This window comes from Pseudaminobacter soli (ex Zhang et al. 2022) (assembly GCF_014595955.1).
Lineage (GTDB): Bacteria > Pseudomonadota > Alphaproteobacteria > Rhizobiales > Rhizobiaceae > Kumtagia > Kumtagia pseudosoli.
Window position 1 is genome coordinate 67,530 of record NZ_JABVCF010000022.1, and the last position, 2,983, is coordinate 70,512.

Below are 2,983 nucleotides of genomic sequence, written 5' to 3' on the forward strand. Positions count from 1 at the left end.
GATTGGCTACATTCCGGGCGAGGGCCATAATCTTCAGGAGCACTCGGTCGTGATGATCCGCGGCGGCCGCGTGAAGGATCTGCCGGGCGTTCGCTACCACGTCATCCGCGGCGTGCTCGACACGCAGGGCGTGAAGAACCGCAAGCAGCGCCGCTCCAAGTACGGCGCCAAGCGTCCGAAGTAAGGGTTCCCACGGCTTCGGTGCTTTGAGGGTGCGGAGGCCGAGAAGGTGAGAGACGAGAAACATGTCCCGACGTCACAGTGCAGAAAAGCGCGAGATCAACCCGGATCCCAAGTTCGGCGATCTCGTCGTCACCAAGTTCATGAATGCCATCATGTATGACGGCAAGAAGTCGGTCGCCGAATCGATCGTCTATGGCGCGCTCGATCAGATCGGCGCCAAGGCCCGGCAGGAGCCGGTGGTGGTCTTCAAGCAGGCGCTCGACAATGTCGCGCCGCATGTGGAGGTCCGCTCCCGTCGCGTCGGCGGCGCCACCTACCAGGTGCCGGTCGATGTCCGTCCTGAGCGCCGCCAGGCTCTGGCGATCCGCTGGCTGATCACTGCGGCCCGCAACCGCAACGAGACCACGATGGTCGACCGCCTGTCCGGCGAACTGATGGACGCCGCCAACAATCGCGGCACCGCGGTCAAGAAGCGTGAAGACACCCACAAGATGGCGGAAGCCAACCGTGCCTTCGCGCACTACCGCTGGTAATTAGCGCGAAAAATCGAACGAGAGACTGCTCCCATGGCTCGCGAATACAAACTCGAAGACTACCGCAACTTCGGCATCATGGCGCATATCGACGCCGGAAAGACGACGACCACGGAGCGGATTCTCTACTACACAGGCAAGAGCCATAAGATGGGCGAGACACACGATGGTGCGTCCACCATGGACTGGATGGAGCAGGAGCAGGAACGCGGCATCACGATCACCTCAGCTGCCACCACGACCGCGTGGAAGGGTCGTGACGGCAAGATGCGCCGCTTCAACATCATCGACACGCCCGGCCACGTCGACTTCACCATCGAGGTCGAGCGTTCGCTGCGCGTGCTCGACGGCGCCATCGCGCTGCTCGATTCCAATGCCGGCGTCGAGCCTCAGACCGAGACCGTCTGGCGCCAGGCCGAGAAGTATCATGTCCCGCGCATGATCTTCTGCAACAAGATGGACAAGATCGGCGCCGACTTCTACCGCTGCCTCGACATGATCAAGTCGCGGCTTGGCGCTATCCCGGTGGCCATGCAGTTGCCGATCGGCGCCGAGAGCGACTTCAAGGGCGTCGTCGATCTGATCGAGATGAATGCGCTGGTGTGGCGCGACGAGGCGCTGGGTGCGCAGTGGGATGTCGTCGAGATCCCGGCCGATCTGAAGGAGAGGGCCGAGGAATATCGCGAGAAGATGATCGAGGCTGCGGTCGAGATGGACGAGGCCGCGATGGAGGCCTATCTCGAGGGCAACCTGCCTGACAACGACAAGATCCGCGAGCTGATCCGCATCGGCACGATCGCTGTGAAGTTCCATCCGGTCTATTGCGGCAGCGCCTTCAAGAACAAGGGTGTGCAGCCGCTGCTCGACGCCGTGGTCGATTTCCTACCGGCCCCGAACGAAGTTCCTGACATCAAGGGCATCGATGCGAAGACCGAGGCCGAGATCACCCGCAAGTCGTCGGATGACGAGCCGCTGTCGATGCTTGCGTTCAAGATCATGAACGATCCGTTCGTGGGTTCCTTGACGTTCTGCCGTATCTACTCAGGCAAGCTCACCAAGGGAATCGCGCTCGAGAATACCGTCAAGGGCAAGAAGGAGCGCATCGGCCGCATGCTGCAGATGCATTCCAACTCGCGTTCCGACATCGAAGAGGCTTTCGCCGGCGATATCGTCGCGCTGGCGGGTCTGAAGGAGACCACCACCGGCGACACACTCTGCGATCCGGCCAAGCCCGTGATTCTGGAGCGCATGGAGTTCCCGGATCCGGTCATCCAGATCGCGATCGAGCCGAAGACCAAGGCCGACCAGGAGAAGATGGGCCTCGCGCTCAACCGCCTCGCGGCCGAGGATCCGTCCTTCCGCGTCAGGACCGACGAGGAGAGCGGCCAGACTATCATCGCCGGAATGGGCGAGTTGCACCTCGACATCATCGTCGACCGCATGCGTCGCGAGTTCAAGGTCGAGGCCAACGTCGGCGCGCCCCAGGTGGCCTACCGCGAGACGATCACCCGGCAGCACGAGCAGGACTACACTCACAAGAAGCAGTCTGGTGGCTCGGGTCAGTTTGCCCGCGTCAAGGTCGTGTTCGAGCCGAACCCGGAGGGCGAGGACTTCGTGTTCGAGTCCAAGATCGTCGGCGGCTCGGTTCCGAAGGAATATGTGCCGGGCGTCGAGAAGGGTATCCAGAGCGTTCTGTCGTCCGGTCCGTTCGCTGGTTTCCCGATGATCGGCGTGAAGGCGACGCTGATCGACGGTGCCTACCACGACGTCGACTCCTCGGTGCTCGCGTTCGAGATCGCCGGCCGCGCCTGCTTCCGCGAGGCTGCCCCGAAGCTCGGCGTGCAGCTGCTCGAGCCGATCATGAAGGTCGAGGTGGTGACGCCTGAGGACTACGTCGGTTCGGTCATCGGCGACCTGAACAGCCGGCGTGGCCAGATCCAGGGCCAGGAGAGCCGTGGCGTTGCCGTCGTCGTCAACGCGATGGTGCCGCTGGCGAACATGTTCAAGTACGTGGACAGCCTGCGCTCGATGAGCCAGGGCCGTGCGCAGTACACGATGCAGTTCGACCACTACGAGCCCGTGCCGACCGCAGTCGCACAGGAAGTTCAGAAGAAATACGCGTAATCCGAACGGGTTCTGCGCGAAAACTCATTCAGTGCCCTAACGGGCTAGAAGGTACGGAGACCTCACATGGCCAAGAGCAAATTCGAGCGTACGAAGCCGCATGTGAACATTGGTACGATCGGCCATGTCGACCATGGCAAGAC

Annotated in this window: 2 protein-coding genes and 2 pseudogenes; all 4 read left to right on the plus strand. The window is 62.1% G+C overall.

The genetic code is table 11. The annotated features are described in order from the left end of the window. A pseudogene (locus HUI96_RS29730) lies at positions 1–184 on the plus strand (30S ribosomal protein S12); the annotation flags it as partial. Positions 185–245: 61 nt separating this feature from the next. Beyond that, entirely contained in the window at positions 246–716 is a 471-nt protein-coding gene (gene rpsG / locus HUI96_RS27265) for a 30S ribosomal protein S7 (RefSeq protein ID WP_188257847.1), read from the plus strand. A gap of 33 nt (positions 717–749) precedes the next feature. Beyond that, positions 750–2,840 (plus strand): elongation factor G, encoded by a 2,091-nt coding sequence (gene fusA, locus HUI96_RS27270; protein ID WP_188257848.1) that lies wholly within the window; start codon positions 750–752, stop codon positions 2,838–2,840. A 66-nt stretch (positions 2,841–2,906) separates the two neighbouring features. Then, positions 2,907–2,983: pseudogene (locus tag HUI96_RS27275) on the plus strand (GTP-binding protein); the annotation flags it as partial.

Excerpts from the sequence above, each read along its gene's own strand:
- fusA (WP_188257848.1), top strand. The coding sequence starts at position 750 with ATGGCTCGCGAATACAAACTCGAAGACTACCGCAACTTCGGCATCATG.
- rpsG (WP_188257847.1), top strand. The coding sequence starts at position 246 with ATGTCCCGACGTCACAGTGCAGAAAAGCGCGAGATCAACCCGGATCCC.